At 68.0% G+C, this 24351-nt stretch carries 30 protein-coding genes and 1 pseudogene; 11 read left to right on the top strand and 20 right to left on the bottom strand.

The window, feature by feature from the left end:
- Positions 1-12 precede the first annotated feature (12 nt).
- Genes ASC81_RS23365 through modB form a run of 4 tightly spaced genes read right to left on the bottom strand, consistent with a single transcriptional unit; the run spans position 13 to position 2916 of the window.
- Positions 13-810 (bottom strand): TOBE domain-containing protein, encoded by a 798-nt coding sequence (locus ASC81_RS23365; protein WP_056272857.1) that lies wholly within the window; start codon positions 808-810, stop codon positions 13-15.
- Complete coding sequence (locus ASC81_RS23360; RefSeq protein ID WP_056272855.1) at positions 807-1508, bottom strand: ATP-binding cassette domain-containing protein; 702 nt, start codon at positions 1506-1508, stop codon at positions 807-809. The genes ASC81_RS23365 and ASC81_RS23360 overlap by 4 nt, the downstream gene beginning before the upstream one ends.
- On the bottom strand, positions 1505-2236 hold the full coding sequence (gene modA / locus ASC81_RS23355; protein WP_056272851.1) for a molybdate ABC transporter substrate-binding protein: 732 nt from the start codon (positions 2234-2236) through the stop codon (positions 1505-1507). The genes ASC81_RS23360 and modA overlap by 4 nt, the downstream gene beginning before the upstream one ends.
- The gene (gene modB / locus ASC81_RS23350) at positions 2233-2916 is read right to left on the bottom strand and encodes a molybdate ABC transporter permease subunit (RefSeq protein WP_156392391.1); all 684 of its coding nucleotides are present in this window, start codon (positions 2914-2916) and stop codon (positions 2233-2235) included. Before modB ends, modA begins: the two co-directional genes overlap by 4 nt.
- 84 nt (positions 2917-3000) lie before the next feature.
- Here modB and ASC81_RS23345 point away from each other — a divergent pair, with 84 nt between their 5' ends.
- Together ASC81_RS23345 and ASC81_RS27235 are read left to right on the top strand one after the other, a co-directional pair.
- Positions 3001-3924 (top strand): VTT domain-containing protein, encoded by a 924-nt coding sequence (locus ASC81_RS23345; protein WP_056272846.1) that lies wholly within the window; start codon positions 3001-3003, stop codon positions 3922-3924.
- Positions 3925-4019: 95 nt separating this feature from the next.
- Positions 4020-4196 carry a DUF3563 family protein gene (locus tag ASC81_RS27235; RefSeq protein WP_156392390.1) on the top strand — a complete coding sequence of 59 codons (177 nt, stop codon included), beginning with the start codon at positions 4020-4022 and terminating at the stop codon, positions 4194-4196.
- Between the two features lie 65 nt (positions 4197-4261).
- Here ASC81_RS27235 and ASC81_RS23340 read toward each other — a convergent pair whose 3' ends face one another.
- Positions 4262-4897, bottom strand: coding sequence for a response regulator transcription factor (locus tag ASC81_RS23340; RefSeq protein ID WP_056272844.1), 636 nt, complete (start codon positions 4895-4897; stop codon positions 4262-4264).
- Between the two features lie 194 nt (positions 4898-5091).
- Between ASC81_RS23340 and ASC81_RS23335 the strand changes: the two genes are divergently transcribed.
- The 3 genes from ASC81_RS23335 (at position 5092) to ASC81_RS23325 (ending at position 6278) form a co-directional block, all read left to right on the top strand.
- Positions 5092-5349, top strand: coding sequence for a hypothetical protein (locus ASC81_RS23335; RefSeq protein ID WP_056272843.1), 258 nt, complete (start codon positions 5092-5094; stop codon positions 5347-5349).
- Positions 5350-5365: 16 nt separating this feature from the next.
- Positions 5366-5812 (top strand): BON domain-containing protein, encoded by a 447-nt coding sequence (locus ASC81_RS23330; protein WP_162245954.1) that lies wholly within the window; start codon positions 5366-5368, stop codon positions 5810-5812.
- Positions 5813-5891: 79 nt separating this feature from the next.
- Complete coding sequence (locus tag ASC81_RS23325; protein WP_056272838.1) at positions 5892-6278, top strand: response regulator transcription factor; 387 nt, start codon at positions 5892-5894, stop codon at positions 6276-6278.
- 68 nt (positions 6279-6346) lie between these two features.
- Here ASC81_RS23325 and ASC81_RS23320 read toward each other — a convergent pair whose 3' ends face one another.
- Positions 6347-6832: a hypothetical protein gene (locus ASC81_RS23320; RefSeq protein WP_056272836.1), complete on the bottom strand. Its 486-nt coding sequence runs from the start codon at positions 6830-6832 to the stop codon at positions 6347-6349.
- A gap of 229 nt (positions 6833-7061) precedes the next feature.
- On the opposite strand from ASC81_RS23320, the gene ASC81_RS23315 reads away from it, so the two are divergent.
- On the top strand, positions 7062-7691 hold the full coding sequence (locus ASC81_RS23315; protein WP_156392389.1) for a BON domain-containing protein: 630 nt from the start codon (positions 7062-7064) through the stop codon (positions 7689-7691).
- Between the two features lie 72 nt (positions 7692-7763).
- On the opposite strand, the gene ASC81_RS23310 is transcribed toward ASC81_RS23315, so the two are convergent.
- Positions 7764-8309 carry a hypothetical protein gene (locus tag ASC81_RS23310; protein WP_056272831.1) on the bottom strand — a complete coding sequence of 182 codons (546 nt, stop codon included), beginning with the start codon at positions 8307-8309 and terminating at the stop codon, positions 7764-7766.
- A 153-nt stretch (positions 8310-8462) separates the two neighbouring features.
- A complete protein-coding gene (locus ASC81_RS23305; protein WP_056273385.1) occupies positions 8463-9719 on the bottom strand; it encodes a putative Na+/H+ antiporter in 1257 nt (418 codons plus the stop codon).
- A gap of 229 nt (positions 9720-9948) precedes the next feature.
- On the opposite strand from ASC81_RS23305, the gene ASC81_RS23300 reads away from it, so the two are divergent.
- The 3 genes from ASC81_RS23300 (at position 9949) to ASC81_RS23290 (ending at position 11735) form a co-directional block, all read left to right on the top strand.
- Positions 9949-10281 carry a hypothetical protein gene (locus tag ASC81_RS23300; protein WP_156392388.1) on the top strand — a complete coding sequence of 111 codons (333 nt, stop codon included), beginning with the start codon at positions 9949-9951 and terminating at the stop codon, positions 10279-10281.
- A 123-nt stretch (positions 10282-10404) separates the two neighbouring features.
- Positions 10405-11097, top strand: coding sequence for a Bax inhibitor-1/YccA family protein (locus tag ASC81_RS23295; protein ID WP_056272826.1), 693 nt, complete (start codon positions 10405-10407; stop codon positions 11095-11097).
- Between the two features lie 47 nt (positions 11098-11144).
- Positions 11145-11735 carry an exopolysaccharide biosynthesis protein gene (locus ASC81_RS23290; protein WP_235533751.1) on the top strand — a complete coding sequence of 197 codons (591 nt, stop codon included), beginning with the start codon at positions 11145-11147 and terminating at the stop codon, positions 11733-11735.
- An 18-nt stretch (positions 11736-11753) separates the two neighbouring features.
- Here ASC81_RS23290 and ASC81_RS23285 read toward each other — a convergent pair whose 3' ends face one another.
- A complete protein-coding gene (locus tag ASC81_RS23285; RefSeq protein WP_056272821.1) occupies positions 11754-12647 on the bottom strand; it encodes an ion transporter in 894 nt (297 codons plus the stop codon).
- 181 nt (positions 12648-12828) lie between these two features.
- Between ASC81_RS23285 and ASC81_RS23280 the strand changes: the two genes are divergently transcribed.
- Positions 12829-13053, top strand: coding sequence for a hypothetical protein (locus ASC81_RS23280; protein ID WP_156392387.1), 225 nt, complete (start codon positions 12829-12831; stop codon positions 13051-13053).
- Between the two features lie 13 nt (positions 13054-13066).
- Here ASC81_RS23280 and ASC81_RS23275 read toward each other — a convergent pair whose 3' ends face one another.
- From ASC81_RS23275 to ASC81_RS23240, 9 genes and pseudogenes are all read right to left on the bottom strand, one after another.
- Complete coding sequence (locus ASC81_RS23275) at positions 13067-14812, bottom strand: diguanylate cyclase (RefSeq protein ID WP_056272816.1); 1746 nt, start codon at positions 14810-14812, stop codon at positions 13067-13069.
- 145 nt (positions 14813-14957) lie between these two features.
- The gene (locus ASC81_RS23270) at positions 14958-15365 is read right to left on the bottom strand and encodes a hypothetical protein (protein WP_056272813.1); all 408 of its coding nucleotides are present in this window, start codon (positions 15363-15365) and stop codon (positions 14958-14960) included.
- Positions 15365-15715, bottom strand: a complete 351-nt coding sequence (locus tag ASC81_RS23265) for a copper-binding protein (RefSeq protein WP_056272810.1) — start codon at positions 15713-15715, stop codon at positions 15365-15367. The genes ASC81_RS23270 and ASC81_RS23265 overlap by 1 nt, the downstream gene beginning before the upstream one ends.
- A gap of 44 nt (positions 15716-15759) precedes the next feature.
- Entirely contained in the window at positions 15760-16251 is a 492-nt protein-coding gene (locus ASC81_RS23260) for a plastocyanin/azurin family copper-binding protein (protein WP_056273381.1), read from the bottom strand.
- Between the two features lie 27 nt (positions 16252-16278).
- Positions 16279-16779: pseudogene (locus ASC81_RS27995) on the bottom strand (multicopper oxidase domain-containing protein); the annotation flags it as partial.
- 1 nt (position 16780) lies between these two features.
- The coding region (locus ASC81_RS23255; protein WP_235533750.1) for a copper oxidase at positions 16781-17801 on the bottom strand (1021 nt) is incomplete at its 3' end.
- Between the two features lie 20 nt (positions 17802-17821).
- Positions 17822-19225 (bottom strand): TolC family protein, encoded by a 1404-nt coding sequence (locus ASC81_RS23250; protein ID WP_056272806.1) that lies wholly within the window; start codon positions 19223-19225, stop codon positions 17822-17824.
- A 13-nt stretch (positions 19226-19238) separates the two neighbouring features.
- Positions 19239-19610: a hypothetical protein gene (locus tag ASC81_RS23245; protein ID WP_156392385.1), complete on the bottom strand. Its 372-nt coding sequence runs from the start codon at positions 19608-19610 to the stop codon at positions 19239-19241.
- A 123-nt stretch (positions 19611-19733) separates the two neighbouring features.
- The gene (locus ASC81_RS23240; protein WP_056272800.1) at positions 19734-20108 is read right to left on the bottom strand and encodes a hypothetical protein; all 375 of its coding nucleotides are present in this window, start codon (positions 20106-20108) and stop codon (positions 19734-19736) included.
- 170 nt (positions 20109-20278) lie between these two features.
- Here ASC81_RS23240 and ASC81_RS23235 point away from each other — a divergent pair, with 170 nt between their 5' ends.
- Positions 20279-20536, top strand: coding sequence for a heavy-metal-associated domain-containing protein (locus tag ASC81_RS23235; protein WP_056272797.1), 258 nt, complete (start codon positions 20279-20281; stop codon positions 20534-20536).
- Between the two features lie 19 nt (positions 20537-20555).
- Here the strand turns inward: ASC81_RS23235 and ASC81_RS23230 are convergent, their stop codons facing one another.
- Both ASC81_RS23230 and ASC81_RS23225 read right to left on the bottom strand, forming a co-directional pair.
- Positions 20556-20936 (bottom strand): hypothetical protein, encoded by a 381-nt coding sequence (locus ASC81_RS23230; protein WP_056272795.1) that lies wholly within the window; start codon positions 20934-20936, stop codon positions 20556-20558.
- Positions 20937-21226: 290 nt separating this feature from the next.
- Positions 21227-24349 carry an efflux RND transporter permease subunit gene (locus tag ASC81_RS23225; protein ID WP_056272792.1) on the bottom strand — a complete coding sequence of 1041 codons (3123 nt, stop codon included), beginning with the start codon at positions 24347-24349 and terminating at the stop codon, positions 21227-21229.
- Positions 24350-24351: the final 2 nt, after the last annotated feature.

The raw sequence follows: 24351 nt of genomic DNA, 5'->3' as shown, positions 1-24351 counted from the left end.
GCGCAGCGGCGGTCAGGCGCGCACCGCCAGCATCACCGCGTAGGCCTTGAACACCGCGGTGGCCGGATGGCCCGCCGCCAGGCCGAGGCCATCGACCGCATCGTTGGTGACGCTCGCCGTCACGACCGTGCCGCCCGGCAGCGTGAGCCCGATCAGCGACGACACGGCGCCGCGCTCCACGCGCGACACGGTGCCGGCCAGCTGGTTGCGCGCCGACAGCTTGTAGCCGCCGAAGTCGGTCACCAGCACGACCTCGCTGGACTTCACGAGCGCCAGCGCCTCCTGGCCCTTCTTGACCTTGAGTTCCTGCGCAGCTTCCGTCGTCAGCGAGGCGGTGACCTGCTGGCCGCCGTCCAGTGCGAGACGCACCGTCGTTGTCGATGGGCCGGCGTTCACGCTCGCAATGCGGCCAAGGAACTGGTTGCGTGCGGTGGTCTTCATGCTCATCCTTTTCAACAGCGCGTCGAGCGCTGGTTGCGTGGCCAGCCAGGCGGCCTGTTCGTGCAGGAAGGCGGCGTGGCGCGCCTGCAGCTCGCGCCAGGCGGCGAGCAAGGCCTGACCCTCGGCCGTCAGCATCGTGCCGCCGCCGCCCGCGCCGCCGGTGGACTTGGCTACCAACGGCGCATGGGTCAAGGCGGTCGCCGCGTCCAGCACCAGCCAGGCGCCCTTGTAGCTGTAGCCGGCGGCCTTGGCGGCCTTCTGCAGCGAGCCGGTCAGTGCCAGTGCGGCCAGCAGGTCGAAGAAGCGGCCATCGAGCCGGCCGGCCAGGCGCAGGTCGCCTTGCAGCAGCGGGTGGTCGCTGGCCGTCATGCCAGGCGTGCCCGCAGATCGTCTCGGCCGGCGACCAGGTGGTCGGTCACGTGGCCGCCGTCGAACAGGAAGACCTCTTCGGCCAATGCGACCACGTCGTCTGCGTCGTGGCTCACCATCACCGCCGGGATGCCCCACCGCGCGCGCACCCGCTTCAGTTCGTCGCGCAATTCGCGGCGCAGCGCGCTGTGCAGCGCGGCGAAGGGCTCGTCCAGCAGCAGCACCTGCGGGTTGCAGGCCAGCGCGCGTGCCAGCGCTACCCGCTGCTGCTGGCCGCCGGACAGCGTGGCCGGCTTGCTGCGCGCCAGGGTCGCCAGGCCGAAGGCTTCGATCAGTTCATCCACGCGTGCGGCATCTTCTGGCTGCAGCCTCCGCCGCCAGCTCGTCAGCCCGAAGGCGATGTTGTCGCGCACGCTGAGGTGTGGGAAGAGGGCGTAGTGCTGGAACAGGTAGCCCACGCCGCGCGCCTCGGGTGGCAGGGCTATGCCGGCGGCGCTGTCCAGCAGTACACGCCCGTTCAACTTCACGTGGCCGGCGCGCACCGGCAACAGCCCGGCCATGGCCTGCAGCGTCAGCGACTTGCCGGCGCCCGACGGGCCGTAGAGCGCGACGAAGGGCGCATCGGTCGCGAAGGCGATGTCGAGGTCGAAGCGACGGCGCGTGTCGCTGACGGACAGTTTGAGCGCAATGTCGATCACGGTTTGCCGAACCCGTACTTGACGAGGATGGCCTGCGCCTCAGCGCGGCCGAGGAAGGCGACGAAATCGCGTGCCAACGCCGCCTGCCTGCTGTCCACCACGACCGCCGCCGGGTAGGTGATGGGCGCATGCCCGCCCACCGTCATCGCCATGACGACCTTGCCCTTGGCCAGCTTCGCATCCGTGCGGTAGACGAAGCCGGCCTCCACCTCGCCGCGCGACACATAGTCCAGCACCTGCCGCACGTTGTCGGCAAACACCAGCTTCGGGCTCAGCGGCGCCCACAGCTGGGCGTTTTCCAGCGCCTGCTGCGTGTAGCGGCCCACTGGCACGGAGGCGACCTTGCCGACGGCAATTCGCTTCACGGCGGGCTGTGCCAGGTCTTGCATGGCCTTGACCGGGCTGGCGGCCGTTGTCACCAGCACCAGCGCGTTAGCCGCAAAGTCGCGCCGCGTGTCCGCCGCGATGAGCTTCTGCTCCGCAGCACGATTCATCGTCTCCTGGTCGGCGCTGGCGAACACATCCACCGGCGCGCCGTGGGCGATCTGCTGCAGCAGCACGCCCGAGGCGGCGAAGTTGAAGCGCACGGTCACGCCCGGCCTGGTGGCCTCGAAGCGCGGGGCGATTTCCTTGAAGGCATCCGTCAGGCTGGCGGCGGCCGAGACCGTGACCGCTTCAGCCGAGGCGAGCAAGGGCAGGGCGGTCAGCAGCAGCAACAAGCGCTTCATGACGGCGCGCGCTGCAGAAAGCGGTTGGACAGCAGCAGGATGGCCACCGACACCGCCGACACGACCAGCACCAGCATCAGCGCGATGTCGTCACGCCCGGCCTGCACCGCGTCGTAGATGGCCATCGACGCCGTCTGCGTCTGCCCCGGGATGGACCCGGCCACCATCAGCGACGCGCCGAACTCGCCCATCGCGCGGGCAAAGGCCAGTAGCGTGCCGGCCAGGATGCCCGGCCAGGCCAGCGGCAGCGTCACGCGCACGAAGGTGCTCCAGCGCGACTGGCGCAGCGTGCGCGCCGCCGCCTCCAGGTTGCGGTCCACCTGCGCGAAGGCGCCGCTCGCACCCTTCAGCACCAGCGGCAGCGCCACCAGCGTGGACGCGATGACGGCGCCGTGCCAGTTGAAGATGACCGTGTAGTCGAAGTGCTCGCGCAGCCAGCCGCCTAAAGCGCTTCGCCGGCCCATCAGCACCAGGATGCCGTAGCCCAGCACCGTGGGCGGCAGCACAAGCGGCAGCATGCAGACGGCCTCCAGCACGCCGCGCCCGGGCAGCTTCGTGCGGGCGAACACCCAGCCCAGCGCCACACCCAGCAGCAGGGCCAGCACCGTCGCGACACCGGCGACGCGCAGCGTCAGGGCCAGCGGTGCGGCGTCGAACTGGCTCCAAAGATTGGCGGGCATGGCGCGTAATGTAATCAACTACATCACGAAAAGCCGACGCGGGCCGGGGCAGGCCTGACGCTCTATGCTGCGTCGCAAACCGCTATGGAACTGCTGACCGAACTCTTCTCCCGCCACGGCCTGATCGCCGTGGCCGTGGCCGTGTTGCTTCATCAGCTCGGCGCGCCGCTGCCGTCCACGCCGCTGCTGTTGTTGCTGGGTGCGGAGTCGGCCTCGCGTGACGGCTTCGCGCTGCGCGCCTTCGCCGCCATCACTGGCGCCGCGGTCGTGGCTAACGCAATATGGTTCTGGGCCGGCCGGCGCCTGGGGCGGCGCGTGCTGACGGCGCTGTGCCGGGTTTCCATCTCGCCCGACAGCTGCGTGCGTCAGAACGAGATCAGCTTTGCCCGTCGAGGCGCGCTGACCTTGCTGATCGCCAAGTTCGTGCCGGGGCTGTCCATGCTGGCGCCGCCGCTCGCCGGCGCCCTGGGCATGACGGCCGGGCGCTTCCTGACCTGGAATCTGCTCGGCTCGGCGCTCTGGGCCGCCGCCGGCCTGGCGGCGGGCCGCGTCTTCCATGCGCAGATCGATGCGCTGCTGCGTGAGCTGGGCCGGCTGGGCAGCGCGGCCATCGCGTTGGGCGTGGCGGTAATCGCGGCCTATCTGGCCTGGCGGTTGTGGCGGCGCGCTGTCGTGCGGCGTGAGCTGAATGGCTTCGAGCGCCTGGACCCCGCCGAAGTGACGGCCTTGCAGCAGCAGGGCTGCCAGGTCGTTTTCGTTGACGTGCGCGGCGGGCCGCCCGCCAGCCGCATCCCCGGCGCGCGCCTTCTCGACCTCGGTGCCCTGGGCGACGTGGCACTCGCGGGCTGGCCGGCGGACGCCGAGTTCGTCACCTACTGCGCCTGTCCCAATGACGTCTCCGCCGCTCGCGCCGCGCAGTGGCTGCAGCGCCAGGGCTACCAGGCCCGCGTGCTGCGCGGTGGCATTGAGGCCTGGACACAGGCTGGAAACGTGCTGGAAGTGGCGTAGCACGGGCGACCATTCGGAGGCGGGCCTCGAAAAACTAGTGGTTACCCTATAATCGGGTTTACCCTATAACGACGGTGCCACAAGCCCGAACCGCCATGAGCCTGATCCACAACCTGCTGCACTCCCTGCGCAGCGCGCTGACCGCTGACACCCAGTCCGACACGGAAGAGCGCTATCTGGCCGACGCCATCGACCATGCCGACCTGGAGCGCCGCATTGCGACTCAGTCGCGCGCCAGCCTGTCAATGGCGCCGATGAACATCGGCCGCTGAGCGTCCAGCACCAAGCAGAACGGCCCCGCGAGGGGCCGTTTGTCATGGAGCGGCGGCTTGGCTTCCTACTGGATCAGGCCGTTCTTCAGCGCGTAGTAAGTCAGGTCGCTGTTGGTCTCCAACTTGATCTTTTCCAGCACGCGGGTGCGGTAGGTGCTGACAGTCTTGACGCTGAGGAACATTGCCTTGGCCATGTCGCCCACCGTCTCGCCCTTGGCCAAGCGCAGGAAGACCTGCAGCTCGCGCTCGGACAGCGACTCGTGCAGGGGCCGGTCGGAGGCGCCGCCGGCGACGCCGTCGGCCAGCAGCTCGGCCACCGCCGGGCTGATGTAGCGCCGGCCGCGCGCCACGGTGCGGATCGCGTTGGCGATTTCCTCGGGGTCGCATTCCTTGTTCAGGTAGCCACTGGCGCCCTGGCGCAGCAGCGTCGTGGCGTAGTGCGTCTCCGGAAAGCCGCTCAGGATCAGCACCGGCAAGTCCGGAAAGCGTGTCTTGATGGCGGACAGGGCATCCACGCCGCTCTGGCCGGGCATGGAGATGTCCATCAACAGCACGTCCACCTCGCCGCCGCGCGCCAGTTCCAGCGCGTCGCGCCCGTTGCCGGCCTCGCCCGTGACGCGGAGGTCGACGTTCTCGCTCAGGAATTGCCGTAGGCCTGAGCGCACGATGGCGTGGTCGTCAACGATGCCAACTCGAATCATGTTTTCACTCCGCATCCATTGAGGGATGTGCGTAAGCGTAACGACGCCATGCGCCGTATGCGATCAGCGGTGTCCTACACGAGTCAGGTCGCGGTTTCTGTCCTACATCAGCTTGGGTCAGCGACCGGCAGCTCAATCGCCCGGTTTTTTGCACAGTTCATTCCACGGTCAAGTTGGCCGACACGGAGTGAACGATGAAAGCCCTGACCCGCAACCTGCCTCGTGTGACGCCACCTGTCTGGCTGACGTCGATGGTGGCGGCCGCATTGGGTGCCATGTTGATGGCGGCTTTCATCAATACCCTGCAGGAGAACGTTCGCCAGGGCGAGCAATTGCGCCAGGCGCAGCGGGCCGGCAACGTCCGGCACGCGATAGGCATGGCCGCCAACATGGCGCCGCGCAACCAGTCACCCCAGTTGGGGACATCGATGTCTCCGACATTTCAACGATGAAGAAGAAGGACGCATGATGAAACGCAACACCACCTTCCGTGCGCCGTTGTTCGGCGCCCTGGCTCTCGCAGCCGCCCTGGCCGCCTGCAGCAAGCAAGAAGACGACCGCACGGCCGGCCAGAAACTTGATGGTGCGATTGCCGAAGCCAAGCAGGCGGGCGCAGAAGCCAAGGTCGAGGCTGGCCAGGCGATGGACACGGCCGAGAACAAGCTCAAGGACGCCACGGCGACCGCATCCGACGCGATGGCTGACGCGAGCATCGTGACCAAGGTCAATGCTGCGCTGATGGCCGACGACAAGCTCAAGGCAACGCAGATCGACGTCAAGGTCGAAGCCGGTCGCGTCGTGCTGAGTGGTACGGCACCCGACGCTGGGTCGCAGGCCCGCGCCACGACGCTGGCGTCGGCGGTGGACGGTGTCCGCTCGGTCGACAACCAGCTGACCGTCGCGCGCAACAGCTGATGGCCAACGCCTGCAGCCGGCTCAGCCGGTTTGCAGGCGGCCCAAACAACGTACCGCGCTGGCCTGAGCCGAGGTTTCCATGACTGCATTGCGTGCCTTCATCGTCGAGAACAGCCCCGTCATCCGGGAGAACCTGGCCGGCACGCTTGAGGAACTGGCCAACGTCGAGGTCATCGGCAGCGCCGGCGACGAGGAGTCGGCGGTGCACTGGATGAGCCGGCCAGGCGCCAGGAAGGCCGACGTCGTCATCGTCGATGTCTTCCTCAACTCAGGAAGTGGCCTGGGCGTGCTGCGTGCGGCCCAGCGCCTTGGCGTTGCGGCCCGCCGCATCGTGCTGACGAACTACGCCACCGACGAAGTGCGGCGGCGCTGCGCCATGCTGGGTGCCGAGCGTGTGTTCGACAAGTGCCGCCAGCTTGAAGAGCTGATCAGCTACTGCGCTGGTCTGTCGGCCAAGCCCGCCTGAACAAGCCGTTCGCATCGCGAGGGCTCTGGCGCCTTGGGGAGCCCCGCCGGCGAACCGGCGCAATTCTTTCACCAAGTGGCCGAGTAGCTCAACATCACGTTCCGCGCCCGCGGGCGCAGTGTCAGCCGGCTTTGCGGCGACAGCTGATAGCTGAACGCGCCGCGCAGGCCGGCCAGGCCTTCTTTCTTGGACTTCTGAAATGCCATGCGCGACGCCCACCCGGTATCACGCTCCCAGACCGGCGACTCCACACCGCCGCTGAGACGGCGAGTGAAGTCATAGCTGACGCCTGCCCACACCGCTTCGCGGACCGCGGCCTGCGGACCGAACTGCACCGGTGAGCGCAGCTGCTGCTCAACACCGAGTTGGTAGCGCCAGCGCGACTGCTCGCGCTGGCGGCTCAGCCATCGTGGGTCGCGCCAGTTCAGTTCCGGGTCGGCTGCGGCCAGGCCGGTGCTTTGGCCGGCAGCAGCTGTGCCTGCCGGCAAGCCCTCGGCAAGAGCAGCTTGCGCGAGTGACAGACCGAGCAGCGAGAAGAGCAGGCGGAGCTTCATGGCGGCGGCGCTTCAAGTGGGATGAGCAAATGATCTGTCGGCGGCAGTGGCGACGTTGTCGGCGGGATGCCGAGCGCGCTATCGGACAAAGCGAAGCCGTTGCGGCCTCCGCGCGCAGCAGCGCGTGGTCCTACAACCGACGGCTGCGGCGACTGATGGGCCGGCGCTACTCCGCCCACCAGACTTGGCCTGCAGGCTGGCCGAAGCCTGTCCCATCCAGGAGACCGTCATGAAAACTTCAAACAGCACGAAGCCCGACGACTGGCGCGACAACCTGCCGCCGTATGGCCAGCCTGCCGTCCACCCTGTCGTTCAGCCGCCTGTACAAGCGCCGGAGCCACGCCGGCGAAGGTCGGGGGTGGGTGGTTGGTTGCTGGCGCTCGGCCTGGGCGCGGCCATCGCGGCCATCGCTGTGTCGAACATGCACGACCCGCGCACCCTGGGCACCCAGCTTGACGATGCCGTCTCCAGCGTGCGCCAGATCGGCAGCGAGGCGGGCCGAGCGGTGACCGATTCACAGAACGCGGCCGTGGATGTGTCGCGCAACGCGCTGGACGGCGTCACGACGGCGGTCGACGACACCGCCATCAGCCTGAAGGTCAAGACCGCATTGGCCGCCGACCCGGCCCTGAGCGCGCCCCGCATTGATGTCACCACCACCCAGGGCATCGTCCGCCTGGAGGGCCCAGCGCCCGACGCGGTCGCCAAGGAACGCGCCACCGTGCTGGCCGGTGCGCCTCAGGGTGTGCGCGGCGTCGACAACAGGCTGACATTGCCGCAGGCGCCCCAGGTCGTCGCCGTCGGCGATGCCGCTGCGCCGACGCTGCAGCCCACAACGCCGGCCCCCAAGCCGCAATAAAAAACCGCCGGTTCACGACCGGCGGCTTGTATGAGTGACGCCCGCTGCGATGAATGCAGCGGGCGTTTGTCTTTACTGGAAGTAGCGTGCCTTGGCGCTGGCCTGGCAGCTGTCCTTGGCATTGCCCGACAGGGAGTCGCAGCGCTCGTTGGCAACCTTGTAATCGGCCTTGAGCTTGGTCTCCATCGCGTCGGACTGCGCCTCGGCGACGGCCTTGTTCGCCTTCAGGTCGGCCTTGGCCTTGTCATGGTTGGCCTTGGCCTGGGCGACGCAGACGTCCTTGGCATTGCCCGACCTGTCATCGCACATCTCCTTGGCCAGCTGGTAGCGAGCCTCGTAGCGTGACTCCAGGTAGTCATTGCGGTCCTTGACCGTGCCCGTGTATTGGTATTCAAGATTGGCCAGCGCCACCTTCTCGTGGCCCTTGGCACGCTCGACGCAGACATCCTTGGCGTTGCCAGACAGCGAGCCGCAACGGTCGCGCTCGCCCTTGAACATGGCCTTCACTTCATCCTTGGCCTGTGAATAGACGGGCTGGGTGAGGTTGGCGGAGGCAACACTGCTCAGGCCCATCAGGGCGATGGCACAGAGCAGGCGGTTCTGGATTTGCGTTTTCATCGGGTTCTCCTTTTGCTTTCGGGGGTGCAACCACCGTCCTCGGATGGCGGTCGTCACACCAGGAAGCTTAGGAAGCCGCGCCTGCAAGCCCCGTCGGCGTCGCGGCTCCCGCGGAGTCGGACAAGGCCGCGTGGCAGCGGCGCCGATGCGCGTTCAAAGCAGCAGTAGGGCCGCTGCCGCCAGCAGGGTAGGGCCCAGCGCGCCCAGCAGAAGGCCGCCAGCGCCAATGGATTCATCCTCGAAGCCGCGCTTGAGCAAGGCCACGCCGGCCGGGTTGGGCGCATTGGCGATCACCGTCAGGCCACCGCCCGCCACGGCGCCCGCCACCAGCATGTACTTGGATTCGTCGGAGATGGTGGTGATGAGGGAGCCGAGATAGGTCAGCGCGGCGTTGTCGGTGATGGCCGTCAGCCCCAGCGCACCGAAGAACAGGGCGACGGGTTCGAGGCTGGAGACGATGGGCTGCAGCCACCAGGCCTGGAGCCCCCCCAGCACCACCAGACCGGCCAGGAAGAAGGCCACCAGCAGGGCCTCCTTGAGGATGAGTGGGTTCTGGTGACGCTCGTAGGCCTGCGCGAAGCCGAGGAACATTAGGAACAGGCCGAGGAAGGCGACGGGATGGTGGGCGAGCAGCACGACACCGGCCAGCAGTGCGAGATGCACCAGCACGACCAGCACGGGCACGGCAGCCTCCGGCCGCTGCACTGGCGCGGACGCCGAACCGAGGTGTTTGCGCAGCACGAAGGTGGCAATGGTCGCGTTGGTCACTACCGCCACTGCCGATTTCCAGCCGAAGTTGATGAACATGAAGGCGCTGTCCCACTGCCACGTCGCAGCGACCATCAGTACCGGCGGGGCGGCATAGGAGGTGAGCGTGCCGCCGATGGAGATGTTGACGAACAGCACGCCCAGGGCGAAGTACTTCAACCGCTCGGGAACCTCCGGCCGGAACACCTGCGGCGCCAGCATCAGCGCGGCGATGGTCATCGCGGCGGGCTCGGTGATGAGCGAGCCCAGCAGCGGCACGGCCGCCAGGCCCAGCCAGACGCTCGCCATCGGTGTGGGTAGCGGCAGCACGCGGGCGATGCCGTCCACCGCCCAGATCACGGTGCGCAGCACGGGCCGGGACGCTGCCACGACCATCACGACGAAGACGAACAAGGGCTCGGTGTAGTTGCGCGATTCGGCATAGGCCAGCGCTTCACCGCCGCCCTGCAACAGGGCCATGGCCATGATCAGCACGATGGCCCAGAAGCCGAACACCACCTCGACTTCGCCCAGCAGGTGGAACAGACCGGCGTGTTGGGGGAAGCGGTGGGACAGGCGTTCGAGCTGCTTGGCAGCGAACGTGTGAGCCAGGGCCAGCACGAAGATGGCCAGGGCGGTGTACTGGACGACGTTGTCGGACATGGCGGGTTGCACGTGGTTGCTCCGCGTGGCGGCCCGACCAGCGCAATTCACCTGCTGTTCCGCGGAACGGTTCAGCACCCGCCGCGCAGTGTAGCCACGGCACGGCATGACGCACCCGACAGCCTGCCCGCAGGGGCGCCGAAAGAGCCGCCCTGCGAGCGGTGGGCACCTCGATTGCTAAACTGAACTCGTGATCGCGCCTTCCCTGTCGACCTCCCGCTGCCTGTTGGTGTTGCTGCTGCTGCTGGCCGTTGTCTTCAGTGGGGCAGGCTGGGCGTCGGCGCCAGCGCCTGCCGCTGGCGAGCCCGTTGTGAGCGCCGTCGCAGACGGTTGCCAAGCCAGTGCCGCGCCCGCCGAGCGCGACTCACCGGAGCAGGCGCCCGCCGCCTGGGACGCCGACCTGGCCTTGACCGACAACGCCGCAGACCCCCAGGAATGCGCATTGCCATTGGCGGATATGCGGCAAACCTCGCCGGTGCCGTCGGTTGCAGCCGAGCATGTGCGCGCCTTCATGCCGAGCCTCATACTCAGTCGGCTCGACAGACCACCCCGCAAGGGCTGATCCGCTCGGTTGCCATCATCGGCAACCGCCTTCCCGGTCGACCCGCGTCGACCCTGCGCGAGCGCAACGCTCCGCGGCCTCGGCGCCCATTGCTTCCAAGCCTCTTTCTTTTCAGGAGCCATCATGAATCCTTCATTCCCCCACTCCCATCATTCGGCCGCGGTACTCCCGGCCGTCGAGCGCAACCGCGTGCTGCGCAACACCTACTGGCTGCTGGCCCTGTCGATGGTGCCCACGGTGCTCGGCGCCTGGGTCGGCCTCGCCACCGGCCTGGCGCGGGCCATGTCGCCGGGCATCGGACTCATGGTCTTCCTCGTCGGCGCCTTCGGCTTCATGTTCGCCATCGAGAAGACCAAGAACTCGGCTGCCGGCGTGCCGGTGCTGCTGGCCTTCACGTTCTTCATGGGCCTGATGCTGTCGAGGCTGGTGGGCTCGGTGCTCGGCCTGGCGAATGGCACCGGGCTGATCATGACGGCCTTCGCCGGCACGGCGGTCATCTTCCTGGGCATGGCGACGCTGAGTTCCGTCATCAAGCGTGACCTGTCGGCCATGGGCAAGTGGCTGTTCATCGGCGCCATCCTGCTGCTGGTCGCGGGCATCGCCAATTTCTTCCTGCAGAGCAGCGCCCTGATGATGACGCTCTCAGTGCTGGCCATCGGCATCTTCTCGGCCTTCATCCTGCATGACCTCAAGCGCGTCCAGGACGGCTACGAGACCAACTACATCAGCGCCACGCTGGGTGTCTATCTCAGCATCTACAACGTGTTCCAGTCGCTGCTGGCACTGCTCGGCCTGGCTGGCGGCCGGGACGAGTGAACGCTGAAGCAGGCGGGAACAGTCCCGACCCAGGCGTTCAACCGCCGTTGTCAGCGGCGCTGGCATCGCTCGCGGCCGACACCGGCCGCGAGCGGGTTTCGCTGCAGGACCTGCTGAACTTGCTCGGCGACCGTGCCGTGGCGGCGCTGCTGCTGATATTCGCTCTGCCGAACGTGATCCCTGTGCCGCCCGGCGCGTCGGCCGTGCTCGGCCTGCCCATGCTGATGCTCGCCGCGCAACTGGCGCTCGGCTCCAAACCGTGGCTGCCGGCCTTCGTGGCGCAGCGCTCGCTGTCACACGCTCAGTTCGTTGCCATCGTTGCCCGCATCAGCCCCTGGCTGCAGCGCGCCGAGCGGCTGTTGCGGCCCCGCTGGCGGGCCTTGTCGGGGCGCAGTGCCGAGCGCCTGGTGGGGCTGGTGTGCCTGGCGCTTTCCGTGGTGGTCTTTCTGCCGATTCCGCTGGGCAACATGCTGCCCGCCTTCGCGGTGTGCGTGCTGTGCCTGGGCCTGATGGAAAGGGACGGCCTGTGGGTGGTCTTTGGCCTGCTGGTCGCCGCCGTGGCCCTGCTGCTGGTGGCGGGTGTCATCTACGCGATTGCGCGCACGGTGCTGTTCTTGGTCGCCAACGCGTTCACCTGACACCGCTGAGATGGCGCGTCAGCCGGTACCCGGCTCGTCGTGCCGCCAGGGCGGCAGCGGCGCACCGCAGTCGCGGCAGAACTTGGCGCTGGGCCAGTGGCCTTCGCTCAGGCATTCATGGCAGGTGCGCGTGGTGGGCGCCCGGTTCATGCGTTGTGCGGTGAACTCGGCACTGACGATGCCGGTCGGCACGGCCAGCGTCCCCCAGCCCAGCAGCATCATCAGCGACGCGATGGCGCGTCCGAGATCGGTCTTGGGTGTGATGTCGCCGAAGCCCACGGTGGTCATCGTCGTGATGGCCCAGTACACGCCCATCGGAATGCTGGTGTAGCCGTTTGCCGGGCCTTCCACCACATACATCAGCGTGCCCATGATGGTGACGACCATCATCACGAAGGCCATGAACACGAGGATCTTGCGCCTGGACGCGGCCAGCGCATGGCCCAGCAGGCTGAACTCGGCCACATAAGCGCCCAGCTTGAGGATGCGGAACAGCCGCAGCAGCCGCAGCACCCTGACGTCGATCAGCGCGCTCAGCCCCGGCACCAGGATCGCCAGGTAGGTGGGCAGCAGGGCCACCAGATCGATGATGCCCAGCGCGCTGCCCGCATACCGCCTCGGGTGCCTGACGCAGGACAGGCGGGCGATGTACTCCACCGTGAACAGCAGCGTGAAGGCCCACTCCAGCGCGTTCAGGACATGCTTGTAGCGCGCATGCACCGTGGCCATGCTGTCCAGCACGACCACGCTGACGCTGGCCAGGATCATCGCGATCAGGATCAGGTCGAACATGCGGCCGGCCCGCGTATCGGCCTCGAAGATCACCGTGTACATCTGCACGCGCCAGCCGTCCGCCGGGCCACCGTGCAGGGGCTCGGCGCGGCTGGGCTGCTTCGTTGGTATGCCCGTCATCGGGTCGATGCTATGTCATGGCCCGCGCGACGAACGGCCCCATCGGGTGAAGCTGGTGACGAGCCGGCCGTCGTCCCGCAACAGCGGCAGCGCATGCGCCGAGACCTTTTGCACGCACCGGCCCCGAACGGTCTCGGCCGCGGCAGCGCGGGTTCGCCGGTGGTGCCCATACTGGCGCGACTTGCCCCTCATCCCGATTGCCGTGCCCAAATTCCGCCACCCCGTCCTGCTGAACTATCTGCTCGGCATCGCCAGCATCGTGATCGGCGCAGGCGTGACCAGCGCGACCGATTCCCTGCTGCCCATCGCGATGGGCGGTGCGGTCGCCGTGATGTGCACCTACTCGTTGGTACGAGCGATCTGCCGTGGGGAGCTGCGCGCGCCCAAGCGGCCGCCCAAGGCATAAGGTCGCCAGTCGCTCAGGCGCCGGCCTTCGCCGGCTCGGCGCGGCGCATGCAATGCCGGCCGGCGCGCTTGCCGGCGTACATCGCGGCGTCGGCGCGCTTGAGCAGCTCATTGCCGCGCTGGCCATCCGCGGGCGCCATCGCATAGCCGATGGTCAGGCCCACCTTGCAGCGGTGGCCCAGCACGACGAAAGGCTCGTCGAAGGCCGCCAGCAGCTTCTGGCCCAACCCGGCCGCGGCGGCGTCGTCGGCCAGGTCGTCGGCCAGCACGACGAACTCGTCGCCACCCAGCCGCGCGACCACGTCGCTGTCACGCAGATGCTGCTGCAGACGCTGGCCCACGGCCACCAGCAGGGCATCGCCCACATCGTGGCCGTGCTGGTCGTTCACGGGCTTGAAGCCGTCCAGGTCGAGCAGGTAGACGGCCAGCGGGCGCTGCGCCGTGGCCTGCGGCAGTGCGGCCGCCAGCCTGTCCTGAAGGCCGCGGCGGTTGGGCAGGCTGGTCAGCGCGTCGGTATGCGCCAACGCACGCAGGCCCTCGCTCTCCAGCCGCGCGCGGTCGGCGCTGCGGTGCATGGCCTGCACGCGCACGCCCAGCACCGCCATCCACGCGGCCATCTCGACGAGGATGCCGGCGGGGAAGCAATACTGCGCCAGCACGGTCGGTTCGACATAGCCCCGGATCAGCATGGACACCATGGCCGCGCCGCCCAGGTAGAAGGTCCAGCCGAGCAGCATGTAGGCAGCCACGCGTTCGCCGCGCAGCATCCTCACGAAGGCCAGCGGCAGCACCGAAGCGGGTGTGCCCACGCCGAGCACCATCGCCAGCGTCTGGGCCGCGCCGTAGCTCAGCACTCCAGCCAGGGCGAGCGCGATGGTCAGCAGGGCCAGCGCCGCCACGACGCGCATCGCGTGGAACATCAGGCGCTGGCCGTCCCGCAGAACCAGCGCGCCGTTGATGAAGAAGGCCGCCGCGGCCACCGAGAGCAGCACGCCGAGCGGCGCCACCTGCTGCGACAGCCCCGGCGAGTCCTGCCACAGGTATTGCGGCCCGATGCCGAAGTAGGACAGCAGGAACACCAGGTTGCCGACCAGCAGCGCGGTGTACTGCAGGAACATCGGGTCGCGCAGGCTGATGTAGTGCGCCAGGCTGTAGATCAGCATGCACAGCGCCAGCCCCAGCAGCACACCCTGCACCAGGTGCGTGGCCGACTCCGCTGCCAGGAAAGCTTGCGGCGTGCGCAGCGTGATGGGCAGCACCATCGAGCTTCGGGTGCTGACGCGGATCAGCAGTTCGCTGCGGCCCGGCTCCAGCGTCAGCAGCGCGGCCGGCGCCCGCGAGGGCAGGGGGCGGGCTGAGTAGACCAGCTCGTTGCCCATCAACTGCTGCGAAGTCACCCGGCCGTCGCGCACCAGGTAGACCTCGATGCGGTTCAGCGACGGGTAGTCGATCTCCAGCACGCGTTGCTGCGGGCCGGGCCCGGCCACATCGAGCGGCACATGCAGCCAGAGTGCCGCGGCGTGCCGTCCGAGGTTGCCCGGCGTGCCGGTGTGCGGCGCGAACTCGGCGCGGCGTGGGAGCACGTCGGCAACGCCCAATCGGTGGCTGGGGTCTGCCAGCAAAGTCACTGCCGGCCACAGCGCGATGTCGTCGCGGCCATCCACGTGCAGCGCGGCGGGCGTTGCATCGGCCCATGCCGGGCACAGCTGCACGGCGAAGAGCAGGCACAACAGGCGCAAGAAGCGGGTGGCGAAATGCATGCGGAGATTGTCGACAGCGCCCCCTGCGCCTGTGGCAGCCGGCTTGGCAAGCAGCGGCGTGTGTGTGTAAAAAGTCTAGTTCACGTGGCGTTAGCACCCGTGCTCGCGAGATGGCCAGGCCGGGCTTCGGCCGACCACCCGGCGCTCAGCGCTCGATCTTCAAGGCAAGCTCAAGCGACGCCGTCGAAGGCGTCTTGTTCGACCACATCCAGCAATAGACCTGTCCGGCCTGCACCTCCAGCGTCTGCGCGCCATCCTTCACCTCGTTGAGCTTGACCGGGTACACCGTCTCCTTGCCCAGGTGGTAGTGGATGTTGAAGTTCATCGGGGCGCCGCCCTTGAATGACCAGGCGACCTTCTGACCTGGCGTGAGCTTGCCGCAGACCTCGACGAACTTGGTCGGTGGGACCTCGGCCTGGTGGGCGAACCGGCCTTGGGCGTCCCACTCGATGTCGACGATGTGGTTCGCGGCGACTGCAGCGCCGAACGGTGCCATGAGCAACGCCGACAGACCGGCGAGCCGCCATGCCTGGCGAGGCAGCGCGACGGCCATCACGGCAACACCTTCAATTCGGTCACAACGAACTTGCCGCCGTCGTGGGCCGCCTTGAACTGGACGCGGGTGCCGGGCTGAAGCTTGTCCAGCATCGCCTTGTCGCGCACCTGGAAGACCATGGTCATGGCCGGCATGTCCAGGCTCTTGATCTCGGCATGCTTGAGCGTCAACCTACCGGTGTCGCGGTCGACCTTGCGCACCTCGGCGTCGGTCATGTCGGCGCTGGCTGCAGGGGCGCTGGCCTGTGCGGGTGGTGCGCCATGGCTGGCCGCCTGTGCTGCTGGGTTCATCAGCACAACGGTGAGCAGGGTTGCGGCGAACAGGCCGAGCGGGTGGTTGCGATTCATGTGGGTTCCTCTTGGCGGTGTGTTGAGCGAACGCGGCGTGGGTTTCATTGGGCGCTGACCAGGATCTTGCCGACCATGCCGGCCTGGTAGTGGCCGGCGATCAGGCAGGCGAAGTCGAATTCGCCGGCACGGTTGAAGGTCCAGTCGATCTCGCCCTTCTTGCCGGGGTCAACATGAACCATATAGGGCTCGTCATGCGCCATGTTCGGGAACTTGAGCATCAGCGCGGCATGCTCATCGAGTTCCTTCTTGGTGCCAATGACCAGCTCGTGCAGCATCTTGCCGTCGTTGTGCACGACGAAGCGGACCGTCTCGCCCAGCTTCACGTCGACGCGGTCGGGTGTGAAGCGCATGTTGTCGGTCATCTTCAGCGTGATGGTGCGCCGGACCTGCTTGGCGTCACCGGCGATGCCCCAGGGCTTTTGCTCCTTCTGCACCGCAGTGGCCGGCTTGACGTGCTTGTCGTTGCCGTGGGCCCAGGCGGGACCGCTCAACCCTGCAAGCGAGATCAGCGTGGCGATGGCGAGTTGTTTCATGTTCGTCCTCTTGATCATGATGGGCGCTCAGTGATGGCCGCCGTGGCCGCCGCTGGGCTTGCGAACCTTGACCTCGACATCGGTCTTGGCACGCTTCACCGGCGGCATCAGGCCCGCGCTTTCCGACTGGAAGCGGGCGGCATCCGGCAGGCTGCCGTTGAACTCGTAGGCCACCGTGCCGGGGGGGTGCTGGTACCACCCAGGGTCGCTGTAGTCGCCTTTCTTCAGACCCTTGCGCACCTTGACGACGCTGAACATGCCGCCCATGCCCACCGCGCCGAAGGGGCCCTGGCCGGCCATCATGGGCGCCGTGTTGTCGGGCAGCGGCATGGCCATCTCGGTCATGTCCTTCATGCCGCGCTCGCCCATCACCATGTAGTCGGGCACCAGCTTGCGGATCTTGCCGGCCAGGCCGCTGTGATCGACGCCGATCATGGTGGGCACGTCGTGGCCCATGGCGTTCATCGTGTGGTGGCTCTTGTGGCAGTGGAAGGCCCAGTCGCCCTCCTCGTCGGCGAGGAAGTCGATNCGATCATGGTGGGCACGTCGTGGCCCATGGCGTTCATCGTGTGGTGGCTCTTGTGGCAGTGGAAGGCCCAGTCGCCCTCCTCGTCGGCGAGGAAGTCGATTTGGCGCATCTGGCCCACGGCCACGTCGGTGGTGATCTCGGGCCAGCGCGCGCTCTTGGGCGTCGGACCGCCGTCGGTGCCGGTGATGAGGAACTCATGCCCATGCAGGTGGATGGGATGGTTGGTCATCGTCAGGTTGCCGATGCGGATGCGCACCTTGTCCTTGAAGCCGACGACGAGCGGGTCGATGCCCGGGAAGATGCGGCTGTTCCAGCTCCACAAGTTGAAGTCCAGCATCGTCATGATCTTGGGCGTGGCCGCGCCCGGGTCGATGTCGTAGGCGTTGAGCAGGAAGCAGAAATCGCGATCCACCTCGTCGATGAGCGGATGCCGGCCCTTGGGATGCGTGACCCAGAAGCCCATCATGCCCATGGCCATCTGCACCATCTCGTCGGCATGCGGGTGGTACATGAAGGTGCCGGGGCGGCGCGCCACGAACTCGTAGACATAGGTCTTGCCCGGCGGGATGCCGGGCTGGTTCAGGCCGGTGACGCCGTCCATGCCATTGGGCAGGCGCTGGCCATGCCAGTGGATGCTGGTCAGCTCGCCGAGCTTGTTGGTGACGAAGATGCGCACCCGGTCGCCTTCGACCACCTCGATGGTCGGGCCGGGGCTCTGGCCGTTGTAGCCCCACAGGTGGGCCTTGAAGCCGGGCGCCATCTCGCGCACCACGGGCTCGGCTACCAGGTGGAATTCCTTGACGCCCTGGTTCATGCGCCAGGGCAGGGTCCAGCCATTGAGCGTGACGACCGGGTTGTAGGGGCGGCCCGTGTTGGGCACCAGCGGCGGCATGGTGTCGGGCTTGGTCTGCAGCACCGGCTCGGGCAGTGCGGCAAGCGCCACCTTGCTGACCGAGGCCATCGAGGCGGCGGCGGTGATCGCACCGGCCCCGCCGAGCAGGGCGCGTCGATTGAATGTCATGTGGGTTCCTTGAAAAGGCTTCAGTGGCCCGCACCGGCTTCGCCGCCGGCGGACACAGCGGCTGCGGCCGGCATTGGCAGCGTGGCGCGGCCGATCAGGGCCATGTCGAGATCCGCCTTGGCCAGCCAGAAATCGCGCAGCGCCTCGATGGACGCATTGACGCTGGCGACCTGCGAGCGCGCATCGGCCAGCAGCTCGAAGACGCCGATCAGCATGCCGTTGTAGCGCAGCAGTTGCTCCTCGGAGATGCGCTTTCTCAGCGGCACGATCTCGTCGCGGTGATGGCGGGCGATGTCGTAGCTGGCGCGGTAGTTGCCGTAGGCCTCGCGCACTTCCGAGCGGGCGTTGATGGCGGTCGCAGCGGCCTGGTGCAGGGACTGCATGTAAAGGCTCTCGGCCTTGGCCGCGCGGGCGCCGCCCCAGTCGAACAGCGGCAGTTCCAGGGAGACTTCCCAGCCGGTCTGGCGCGGCGCCTCGTTGGACGTGTTGCGCACCAAGCCCAGCTCGAAGACGCTGACGAAGCGCGTCACCTCGGTCAGGCGCAGATTGCGTGCCGTCTGCTCGGCCGCCAGGCGCGCCGCCTGCACATCCAGGCGCTGGGCCAGGGCCTGGCGCTCGATGTCCGGCTGGTCACGCGGCGCATCCGGCAGGTCCGGCAGGCGTTCGGGCAGCTTGAAGTCCAGCTGGTCACCCCACAGCCCGAGCAGCCGGGCCAGGCGCTCGCGCGCGGCGCGCTGGCGCTGTTCGGCGCGGGCCAGGCCGAGCGCCGCATCGGCGTAGAAGCCCTGCTCGCGCAGTCGCGTCAGCGCATTGAAGTTACCGGCCTGCTGCATCCTGCGAGCGAGTTCGGCACTGGCCTCGGCGGCCTCCTGCACCTGGTGCATATAGCGAAGGCTCTCGCGCGCCGCGACGGCCTGCACCCAGGCCTTGCGCGCATCGGCGGCCAGGCTCAGCACGTCCATCGCCACCTCGCGTTGCACGGCCTGCAGCCGCCGTTCCTCCAACCGGCTGACCAGGGGCAGGGTCAGCAAGCGGGCGAGGTTGACATGCAGCGCTCGCTCCAGCTCGATCTCATCGCCCTGCGTGAGGCGGCCGAAGCTGAAACCGGGATTGGGCAGCCGCGCGGCCTGGCTGACTTCGGCCTCGGTGATGCCGAGCTGCTGCAGCCGGGCCTGCAGGCCACGGTTGTTCAGCAGCGCGATCTGCACGGCGGTGTCGGCGCCTATGGGCTGGCGCAGCAACTCCGTGACCTTGGCGTGCGTGCGGGCCAGGTCTTCGGCCGAGCGATCAACCGTCAGCGCTGGCGCGGTGTGAGCCTGGGTCAGCGACCTAACCTGGTTGAGCGAGGCGCCGGGTTCGACGGAAGCACAGCCCGCCAGCATGGCGACGGCCAGCAGGGAAAGCGGAAGTCGGGATCGTTTCATCGGTCGATCTCCTTCAGCGCGGCGCGTGGTGGTCATGCCGTTCGTTCGGCTTGACCGCAGACGCCGCAGCGGCAGGGGCTGCTGGGCCGTCATCCGCCTGCACCTTTTCACGGGCGTAGGCGCGCCAACCGCCGGCGCGGCGGGCCGCCTCGTTGGCCTGTTGCCAGGACCCGGCCGGCGCTTCCTTCAGCGCGCGGTAGCGCGCGAGGGCGCTGTCATGGCGAACCGCGGGCGCGCTGGCTTGCGGGTCGGTGGGATCAGGTCTGCCAACTGCCGTCTGCGCCTGGGCGGGCAGCAGGGCTGCGGCGACGATCATGGCCAGCGTCAGCGGTGGCCAAGCCGAACGCGCGGCGGTGCGGCCGTCTTTCAAGGGGGTGGGGAACATGCTGTCCTCGTCCAAAGAAGTGGATCGAAGAGCCCGCAGCAACGGCTGCCGGTCAGGCAGGCGCTCGGGATCTCGGGGTCGAGTTGAAGCGGGTCGCGGCGCTCCGGGCGGGCGCCGGCCGGCTCAGCGCAGGCTTCTTGGAGGGCGGTCGATGCGGTCGATGCGGCCGCCCACCACGAGGGAGCGGACCGCCTGCAGGACCGTGTCCGCGTTGACGACCTCGGTTGCCAGGCTAGGCGCTTCCGCCTGTGGCGCGACAGCGCCGCAGCAGGGCGCGCACTGCACGCATTTCGTGGCCGACGTCTCGTCCATCGCGGACTGGCTGGCCTCAGCATGGTGATCATGTTGAGACGAACTGTCCGCCGTCGCATGATGTTGCGGCAACGCCGCGCCCGCATGCGCCGGTCCGCAAGCCATGTAGCCGGCCGCCGCCAGCCCCTTGAGGGGCAGGGTCAGGATCAGCAGGCTGACCAGGAGGCAGCGGAGCAGTGCACGCATGCTGAAACTTTATCCCAGCCGCTTTGCAACAGCACATGGGCGCAGTGGCAGGCCTCGGTTCGGCGGGGGCATCTATCGACGTGACCTGGCCTCGCGCGATCTGCCGCTTGACCTTGCCACGGGGGCAAGCTCCACAGTTCCTTCACCACAACGTATTGAAGGAGCCAGTGATGATTGCGTTCGAAGTGAAGGACATGACGTGCGGACATTGCGTCAGCATGATCACCAAGGCCGTCAAGGGTGTCGACAGCGACGCGGCGGTCGCCATCGACCTGGCGTCCAAGCGCGTGGAGATCGGCTCCAGCGCCGCCAGCCCAGACGAGTTCAGGTCGGCGATTGCGGAAGCGGGCTACACGCCCACCGAAGCAACCGGCGCACCTGCCGCGCCCCGCGCAGCCACGGGCGGCGGTTGCTGCGGCTGTCGTTGAGCGGGCTCGCCGCGCACCCTTACTTGACGGTGAAGCGCACGGTCGCGGTCCTGCCCTCGACGTTGTACAGCACGGCCATGACCTTGGCACCCGGGGCAATCTTCACGCCGGTGGCACGCAGCTTGTTGCCCTCGGTGGCCTTGACGGCCACCTCGGTCTTTTGCGTGCCGTTCAACACGGTCAGCTTGCCCGAGATGCCCTTGGAGGGCATGTCCTCGTCATGGTCGACGAGGTAGATGGTCGCGCCGTCGGCGTCGGCCACCAGCTCGAAGTTGACGTCGTTGGCCACCTGCACCGTGCCGCCGTGGCGCGGCTTGGCGGCGCCGTGGGCCATCGCGACATTCATCCCCAGCGCGCTGATGGCGAGGAGGGCGGCAGTCAGCAGTTGCTTGGTTTTCATGGGTACTCCGATCTGATCGAGGGTCTAGGGCCTGTTAACGCTACGGCAATGGGTCGCGAAGGCCCGCCGCCAGGGGCCAATCAAGGCGCGACACGCCGCCCGCACTGATGTGCAGGCAAGTGGCGCAACGCCGAGTGGCCCCTGGCGGCGGGCCTTCCCTTCGGGTTGTGGCCGGAAAGGCCGCGCGCGGCGTTGCAAATGCTCGCCGGGTGTCCAACCCGGCTCCGCTTTGCGCCTTGCGCGCGGCCTTTCTGGCCACAACGCGACCCGTTGCCGTAGTGTTAACGGCCCTAGAACGATTGCTCGGCCTCGGCCGACGACTCGACGTCTTGTAACAGCCGTGTCAACGGACGCTCGCCTACCAGCCAAAACACGACCGGCGTCAGCACCGTGTCGAGCAGGGTTGAGCTGACGAGGCCTCCGAAGATGACGACGGCCACCGGATGCAGGATCTCCTTGCCGGGCTGGTCGCCGGCCAGCAGCAGCGGTGTCAGCGCAAAGGCCGCCACCAGCGCGGTCATCAGCACCGGCGTCAGCCGCTCCAGCGAGCCGCGCACGATCATGGCCTGGCCGAAGTGCTCGCCCTCGAACTTGCACAGGTTGATGTAGTGGCTGACCTTGAGGATGCCGTTGCGCGTGGCGATGCCGGCCAGCGTGATGAAGCCGACCATCGTGGCCACCGACAGCGTCACACCTGCCAGCCACATCGCCAGCACGGCGCCGATGAGCGCCAGCGGGATGTTGGCCATGATGATTGCCGCCAAGGTGGCCGAGCGGTAACGCGTGTAGAGCACCAGGAACATCATTGCCAGCGACACCAGCGACAGCGCCACGATCAGCTGCGTGGCCTGCTCCTGCGCCTGGAACTGGCCCTCCAGGCTGACGAAGGCGCCGGTCGGCAGGGCGGTCCCGGCGATGACCTGGCGGATGTCGGCGATGACCTGGCCCATGTCACGCCCGTCGGTGTTGGCGTAGACGACGATGCGCCGCCGCCCGTTCTCGCGGCCGATCTGGTTGGGGCCGTCGGTCTCCTCCACGGTCGCGATGCTGGACAGCGGCAACCGCCCGGCCGGCGTGTCGATCAGCGTGGTGCCCAAGTCTTGCGGGCTGCGCTTGTCATCGGGCAGGCGCAGCACCAGGTCATAACGGCGCTGCCCGTCGACGATCTGCGCGCCATGCGCGCCATCGGTCAGCGCCTGCAGCACGCGCACCGCCTCGCCGGGCGACAGGCCGGTCTGGGCCAGCTTGCGCTGGTCCAGGCGCACGGCGATCTGCGGGATCAGCACCTGCTTTTCCACGGTCAGGTCAACCAGGCCCGGCACGTTGCTCAGGCCGGCGCGCATCTGCTCGGCCAGGCCGCGCAGCGTGTCGGTGTCGTCGCCGTAGATCTTCAAGGCGACCTGCGCACGCACGCCCGACAGCAGGTGGTCGAGCCGGTGCGAGATGGGCTGGCCAATGGCGACCTGGGCCGGCAGCGAGGCCAGTTGCTCGCGGATGCGGGCCATTGCCGCCTCGCGGTCGACGGGCTCGCCATCGCGCTTGAGATCAACGTCGATCTCCGTGGAATGCACGCCCTCGGCGTGTTCATCCAGTTCGGCGCGGCCGGTGCGGCGGCCGACCTGGGTGACCTCCGGCAGCTGGCCGATCAGCGTCTCGGCCAGCGCGCCCATGCGGTTGCTCTCGGCCAGCGAGGTGCCGGGGTTGAACATCAGCGACAGCACGAGCGAGCCCTCGTTGAAGGCCGGCAGGAAGGCGCGTGGGAAGAAGGGCACGCTGGCCGCAGCCACCGCGACGGTCAGCGCCGCCGCACCGATCAGCAGGCGCGCCCGCGGGAAGGACCAGGCCAGCAGCAGCGCGTCCCAGCGTTTGAGCCGGGCCACCAGCGGGCTGTCGGCATGCGCCAACTTCATGCCGGGAAGCAGGAAGGCGCTGAGCACCGGCGTGACCGTCATCGACACTCCCATCGACGCCAGGATGGACACGATGTAGGCGATGCCCAGCGGCGTGAACAGCCGACCTTCGATCCCTGGCAGCGCGAACAGCGGCACGAACACGAGCACGACGATCAACGTCGCGTAGACGATGCCGGTGCGCACCTCCACGCTGGCCGCGCGCACGACCTCCAGCACCGGCTTCGGCTCGGGCAGCAGGCGGTTCTCGCGCAGGCGGCGTTGGATGTTCTCCACATCGACCACCGCGTCGTCCACCAGCTCGCCGATGGCGATCGCCAGGCCGCCCAGCGTCATCACGTTGATCGACTGGTCGAGCCAGCGGAACACCAGCGCTGTGACCGCCAGCGACAGCGGAATGGCCACCAGCGAGATCAGCGTCGTGCGCGCCGACAGCAGGAAGGCGAACAGCACGATGGCCACCATGATGGCGCCGTCGCGCAGCGCACCGGTCACGTTGGAGATCGACGCGTCGATGAAGTCCGCTTGGCGGAACAGCACCTGCGGCGCGCTCAGGCCCTTGGGCAGACCGGGCTTCAACTCGTCCAGCGCGGTCTCGATCTGACGCGTCAACTGCACGGTGTCGGCGGCCGGCTGCTTCTGCACGCTGACGATGACGGCCGGCGCGCCCTTGTAGCCCGCGTCACCCCGCTTGAGCGCAGCGGCGAAGCGCACGCCGGCCACCTGCTCCAGCAGGATGGGGCGGCCGTCCTTCCAGGCGACGGCGATGCCTTGCAGGTCCTCGATGCGGTTGCTGCGGCCGAGGTGTCGGATCAGGTATTCGCGACTGTTCAGGTCGATGAAGCCGCCGCCGGCATTGCTGGCAAAGCCGCGCAGCGCCTGCTCGATCTGCGTCAGCGACACGCCGCGCTGGGCCATGCGCACGGTATCGGGCTCGACGCGTAGCGTGCGCACCTCGCCGCCGATGGGCACCACCTGGGCCACGCCCTGAATGGCCAGCAGCCGCGGGCGCAGAACGAAGTCGGCGTACTCCCGCGCCTGCATTGGTGTGGCTCCGCTGGCGCCGAGCGGTAGTGCGATCAGCATGACCTCACCCATGATGGACGACACCGGCCCCATCGTCGGCGTGATGTCACCCGGCAACTGGCCACGCAGCTGGGCCAGGCGCTCGGCCACCTGCTGGCGGTTGGCGTAGACGTCGGTGCCCCAGTCGAACTCGGCATAGACGATAGACAGGCCGACGCCCGAGGTCGAGCGCACCCGCGTGATGCCAGGCATGCCGTTGAGCGCCGTCTCGATGGGCACGCTGACGAGCTGCTCCACCTCCTCCGGCGCCATGCCGCCCGCCTCGGCCAGCACGGTCACCAGAGGCTTGTTGAGGTCGGGAAAGACATCGACCGGCGTGCGCCAGGCGGTGAGGGCGCCATAGGCCATCAGCAGCGCGGCAATGGCCAGCACGAAGAGCCGGTTGCGCAGGCTGGTCTGGACGATCCAATTGAACATGG

The organism is Pelomonas sp. Root405, from assembly GCF_001425165.1.
Classification (GTDB): Bacteria; Pseudomonadota; Gammaproteobacteria; order Burkholderiales; family Burkholderiaceae_C; genus Pelomonas.
This window is presented reverse-complemented; position numbering and strand designations above follow the sequence as displayed.